Genomic DNA, 6,000 nt, shown 5'->3' with positions numbered 1-6,000 from the left:
GATTCGCACCCGGCTGACCAATACCTCGCTTTCCGGTTCACGCATCCGCAAGGTCTCGCTGCCGACGTACCAGGACGACGGCGAGGTTCTGCGTTTCCTGATGAAGGAAAACGTGCCCGGCTCATTCCCCTTCACCGCCGGCGTCTTCGCTTTCAAGCGCGAAAACGAGGATCCAACGCGCATGTTCGCCGGCGAAGGCGATGCCTTCCGGACCAACCGCCGCTTCAAGCGGGTTTCCGAAGGCATGCCGGCAAAGCGCTTGTCGACCGCCTTCGATTCGGTAACGCTTTACGGCTGCGACCCCGATGCGCGCCCGGACATCTACGGCAAGGTCGGCAACTCCGGCGTTTCGATCGCCACGCTCGACGACATGAAGGTCTTGTTCAGCGGTTTCGAGCTTTGCGCGCCGACCACATCGGTCTCGCTGACGATCAATGGTCCGGCGCCGATCATCCTGTCGATGTTCTTCAATACGGCGATCGATCAACAGATTCAGAAGTTCCGCGCTGACAACGAGCGCGAGCCGACCGAGGACGAGACCCAGAAGATCCGCGCCTGGGTGCTCAGCAACCTGCGCGGCACGGTACAGGCCGACATCCTGAAGGAAGACCAGGGACAAAATACCTGCATCTTCTCGACCGAGTTCGCGCTCAAGATGATGGGTGACATTCAGGAGTTCTTCGTCCACAACCATATCAGCAACTTCTACTCGGTCTCGATTTCGGGCTACCACATCGCCGAAGCCGGAGCCAATCCGATTTCGCAACTGGCCTTCACCTTGGCCAACGGCTTTACCTATGTCGAAGCGTACCTGGCACGCGGCATGCACATCGACGACTTCGCACCGAACCTTTCGTTCTTCTTCAGCAACGGCATGGACCCCGAATACTCGGTCATCGGGCGCGTTGCGCGGCGCATCTGGGCGATCGCCATGAAGAACAAGTACGGCGGCAACGAGCGCAGCCAGAAGCTGAAATACCACATCCAGACGTCCGGACGTTCGCTGCACGCGCAGGAGATGGCGTTCAATGACATCCGCACGACGCTCCAGGCGCTGATCGCGATTTACGACAATTGCAACTCGCTGCACACCAATGCGTACGATGAGGCAATTACCACGCCGACCGAGGAATCGGTTCGTCGGGCAATGGCCATCCAGTTGATCATCAATCGCGAGTGGGGCCTGGCGATGAACGAAAATCCGAATCAGGGGGCGTTCATCATCGACGAACTGACCGATCTGGTCGAGGAAGCCGTGCTCAAGGAATTCGAAGCGATCGCCGCGCGCGGTGGCGTCCTCGGTGCCATGGAAACGGGCTACCAGCGCGGCAAGATCCAGGAGGAATCGCTCTACTACGAGCACAAGAAGCACGACGGCTCCTATCCCATCGTCGGCGTCAACACGTTCCGCAACCCGCAAGGGGACGCACAGATCGAGATTGAACTCGCACGCTCGACCGAGGAGGAAAAGCAATCGCAACTGACCCGTCTGCAGGAGTTCCAGAAACGCAACCAGACGGCCAGCGCCGCCATGCTGGAACGTCTGCAGCAGACGGTGATCGACAATGGCAACGTTTTTGCCGTGCTCATCGATGCGGTTCGTGTCTGCTCGCTCGGGCAGATTACCAACGCCTTGTACGCCGTTGGCGGGCAGTATCGACGCAGCATGTAGAGGATCCTCTGGCCACGCTCCGGACGAGGTTCATCGTTCGGAGCGGCCGGCCTGAGCCGCAGGGCGCCCCGCAGCGACGGCGCAAGCGCGCATTAATTCACCAAGATGAAGCCGTCACAGGCGTTGCATCTTTCGTCGTGTTAGTCCAGCATCGCATCTTCCTGCTGATTTGCGAAAGGGAGATCGAGATGCTTGCCGCGTTCCTCCGCCGCCGTCGCCTGATGACGCGGCTTGCTCTGATGCCTTTGCTCGCATGGCTGGTGATGCTCCTGATGACGTGGGAAGCATTGTGGTCACTGCATGGCAAACTTTACGAAGACCGCCAGATCAAGACTCGCCACCTGGTCGAGGTGGCAATTGGTGTGTTAGGTCATTTTCACAGCCTGCAGAAGACGGGCGCTCTGAACGATGCGGACGCCCGCCAGCAGGCCATTGCGTCAATTCGGCAACTGCGCTACGAGAACACCGAGTACTTCTGGATCAATGATCTCGGCAAGCCGGTCCCAAAAATGGTGATGCACCCGACGGTTCCCGCGCTTGACGGCAAGGTGCTCGACGAAACGCGTTTCAACAAAGCCGTCCAGCAACAGGCGGGGGCCAACGGTGACAGGATCAAACTCGACAACAAGAACCTCTTTCTGGCTTTCAACGAGGTCGTCGAGCAGGCTGGCGAAGGTTACGTCGAGTACCTTTGGCCAAAACCACTGCCGGGTGGCGGTGCCAGCACCGAGCTGTTCCGGAAGCTGTCCTACGTCAAGAAGTTCGAGCCCTGGGGCTGGGTCGTCGGATCTGGCATCTATATAGATGATGTCGATGCAGTCTTTCGCAGAGAGGCGACGAACAGCCTGCTCATGGTCGCTGCGGCGACCGTGTTGATGCTGATCGGCACCTGGATCGTACGCCGAAGTATCGTCAGCGATTTCGGCGGAGAGCCACGCTTCGCGCGCAGTGTGACGAGCAAGATGGCCGACGGCGACCTGACGCAGCAGATTCGCCTGCAGGCTGGCGATCGCGACAGCCTGCTCTTCGTGCTCGCACAGATGCAGAGCCGCTTGCAGGAGATGTTGCGCGCGCTGTTTGACAATGCGGGCAAGGTGCATTCGAGTATCGAGCGGCTTTCCGCCGAGTCAGGCGAAATCAATCTGGCAACGCAAGTACAGGCGGCGGCTGTCCAGCATACCCGGTCGGCGATCAATGGCGTTTCGGCCAGCGTCGACGGCATCAAGACACTGGTCCGTGAGACCGAGGACGGTGCGCACGAAGTCGCCCAGCGTGCGCGCGACGGTGCGCTTTCCGCCAGCCAGGTGGCGAGCGAAATGCAGACGATTGCCGCGACCGTTGCCGCCTCTTCGGAACGGGTCGCGCATTTGCTGGAAAGTACCGCCGAAATCGACCAGATGGCCCGCGTAATCAAGGAGATCGCCGACCAGACCAATCTCTTGGCGTTGAACGCAGCGATCGAAGCAGCGCGTGCCGGAGAACAGGGCCGCGGTTTCGCGGTTGTTGCCGACGAGGTGCGCAAGCTCGCCGAGCGCACGGGCAAGGCGACGAATGAAATCGGCAAGGTGCTGCAGGACATCCGCGCCGATACGGAAACTGCGGTTGACGGGATGAAGGATGCCGCTCCAGTGATTGCCGATGGCGTTACTGCCGCCAATGGTGCGGCGGAAACATTGCGCGCGATCGAGGTACGGGCGCAGGATACACTGGATAAGATGACCGCCTTGTCGCAAGCCACGCGCGACCAGACGAGGCGAATCGAAGAGATCGTCGGCGATGTCGACGAAGTGATGAAGGCTTCCGGGCAGACCGAGAACGTCATCAGGCAGTCCTTGCAGACGGCAGCCGACCTCGAGCTGGCATCCACCCAGATGTTCGCCATGGTCAAGCGCTTCAAGCTCGATGGCAAGGACGATCAAGCGCCTGTCAGCGCGACCAGCGGGCCGGTAAAGCCACTGATGGACTGGTCAACGGCGCTGGCTGTCGGGCATCCCGAGATTGATCGTCAGCATCAGGTGCTGATCGAAATCGCCAACCGCTTGAACGGCGCGATGCGTTCCGGAGCGGGCCGCGCGGCCTGCGGCGCGATTCTCGATGAATTGGTGAACTATACCCTGACGCACTTCTCCTTCGAGGAAAAGCTGATGGAAAAGCACGAGTACGCGCAACGTCCGGCGCACATGGCCGAGCATCGCAAGCTGATCGAGCAGGTCTCGCGTTTCAAGGCGCAATACGAAAACGGCGCTGCCGTTTCCATCGAGTTGTTGGGCTTCATTCGCGACTGGCTGGTCAACCACATTCTGAAGGTCGATCGGGCGCTGGCCAATGATCTGGCGCGCCGAGGCCTGGTGTGAGCACGCGTGGCGGGGGCGCTGCCAGCGCCAGCCAGACCGGCGACATGCCAGTTGGCGGCGTCAGCGAGCGCAGCCAGGGTGCTGCGCATGCGGCGTCGACGCCGGTCAGCGAACCCGGCGGACATCGGCCGGCCGTGCTCGCCCTGAGTGTCGTCGTCGCTGCCTATGTCCTGTCGTTCTTTCAACGTTTTGCTCCCGTCGGCATTGCGCAGGACCTGATTGCCGCATTCCACACGAGCGCCGCCTCGCTCGGCGTGCTGGCGGCAACGTACTTCTATGTTTATACGGTCATGCAGGTGCCGACCGGAATTCTCGTCGACACGCTTGGTCCGCGCCTCATTCTGCTGCTCGGTGGCCTGGTCGGCGGTGTCGGCAGTCTGCTTTTCGGTCTCGCGGCAAACCTGGAAGTCGCTTTCCTCGGTCGAACGCTGATCGGCCTCGGTGTTTCGGTGACTTTCATCGCGATGCTGAAGATCATCGCCTTGTCATTCGAGGAGCGGCGTTTCGCCAGCCTGGTCGGAGTGAGCATGCTGGTCGGCAACCTCGGTTCGGTCCTCGCCGGCGCGCCACTGTCGTGGTTGGCTCAGGCGACTGGCTGGCGCAGTGTCTTCGTCGGGCTCGCCGGCGTCTCGGTGGCGCTTGGTCTTGCCTGCTGGGTCCTGCTGCGCGAGCGCCCGGTCGCGGACGGCCTGCCGATGCGGCCGCGATTCGACCGTACGGTGGTCGTTTCGGGCTTACTGAGCGTCTTGCGCAACCGCGACACCTGGCCGGTGGTCTGCGCCAATTTCGGCATCTGCGGGAGCTTTTTCGCCTTTGCCGGAGTATGGGCCACACCTTACCTGACCCAGGTGCACGCGATGGAGCGCAGCACTGCGGCGCAACATGCAAGCCTTTATTTCGGCGGCTTCGCCCTCGGTTGCCTGTTCATCGGCGCGCTGTCCGATCGTCTCGGCCGGCGCAAACCGCTACTTGTCGTCGGCAGTCATCTGTATGCCTTGCTCTGGCTTTTCTGGCTGAGCGGCGAGCGCGTGCCGCTGGCCGCAAGTTATGCGCTGTTTGCCTTGATGGGGGTGCTCACCGCCAGTTTCACCTTGACCTGGGCGTGCGCGAAGGAAGTCAACCCGCCATTGCTTTCCGGCATGTCAACCAGTGTCACCAACATGGGCGGTTTTCTCGCCGCTGCCATTCTGCAGCCGCTGGTTGGCTGGGTGATGGACCAGACCTGGCGCGGCGCGATGAGCAGTGCCGGTACCCGCCTCTACAGCGTAGACGACTATCGGGCAGGCCTGCTCCTGCTGGCGGGAACCGCGCTTTTTGGCGCCTTGGCCGCGTGGTGGACACGCGAAACCGGCTGCCGAAACATCTGGCAGCCGGCATGAACGGGCCATGCCGGCCGGCGACCAGTCAGCGCCGGTCGTAGACCAGTTCGACCCGCCGCATCGTCCGCCGGCACGCCTCGCCATCACAGCGAATCTTGCTACTGTGTTCGCTGCCCACCGGCAAGCGGCGAATCTGGCTTCGCGCCACGCCCAGCGATCGGAGGCGCTCGCTGACCGCCTCAACGCGTTTGTCGGCGACGGCCAGGTTGTAGGCTGGGCTTCCCAGGTTGTCCGTGTGGCCTACCAGCGTAACGACCAACTGGGAGTCCTCTTTCAGCTTCTGAGCATTCTGACGCAGCACCTCACCGCCCTCTTCGTCGATCGCCGCTTCGCCAAAAGCAAAATACACTGTCCGCTTGTCGGGCTCGCCGGCAAAAGGCGTCGGCTTCAGCGAACCACGCCCGACGGTCAGCGTGGTGCTACGCGTCGGCTGATCGGTCACGACACTGGCCGCCGGACGACTTTCGTGGATCGCCTGGTCGGTGTTTGCGCAGCCGGCGAGCAAGACCAGCAAACCGGCGGAGACTGCCAGGACGCAACGGAGCGACAACATCGATAATCTGACTGGTGTGGATGGCCGGCGAAGAAGCGAGTC

General features: G+C 61.6%; 4 protein-coding genes. 3 read left to right on the top strand and 1 reads right to left on the bottom strand.

All coding sequences use genetic code 11. The features are described from left to right. From RKP46_RS03985 to RKP46_RS03975, 3 genes are all read left to right on the top strand, one after another. The coding region (locus tag RKP46_RS03985; RefSeq protein ID WP_311105423.1) for a methylmalonyl-CoA mutase family protein at window positions 1–1,672 on the top strand (1,672 nt) is incomplete at its 5' end. 137 nt (window positions 1,673–1,809) lie between these two features. Then, window positions 1,810–4,026 (top strand): bacteriohemerythrin, encoded by a 2,217-nt coding sequence (locus tag RKP46_RS03980; protein ID WP_311105422.1) that lies wholly within the window; start codon window positions 1,810–1,812, stop codon window positions 4,024–4,026. Then, window positions 4,023–5,405, top strand: a complete 1,383-nt coding sequence (locus tag RKP46_RS03975; protein ID WP_311105421.1) for an MFS transporter — start codon at window positions 4,023–4,025, stop codon at window positions 5,403–5,405. The genes RKP46_RS03980 and RKP46_RS03975 overlap by 4 nt, the downstream gene beginning before the upstream one ends. Before the next feature lie 25 nt (window positions 5,406–5,430). Here the strand turns inward: RKP46_RS03975 and RKP46_RS03970 are convergent, their stop codons facing one another. Then, window positions 5,431–5,958 carry an OmpA family protein gene (locus RKP46_RS03970; RefSeq protein ID WP_311105420.1) on the bottom strand — a complete coding sequence of 176 codons (528 nt, stop codon included), beginning with the start codon at window positions 5,956–5,958 and terminating at the stop codon, window positions 5,431–5,433. Between the last annotated feature and the right edge of the window lie 42 nt (window positions 5,959–6,000).

Source organism: Accumulibacter sp. (assembly GCF_031732815.1).
Lineage (GTDB): Bacteria > Pseudomonadota > Gammaproteobacteria > Burkholderiales > Rhodocyclaceae > Accumulibacter.
This window is presented reverse-complemented; position numbering and strand designations above follow the sequence as displayed.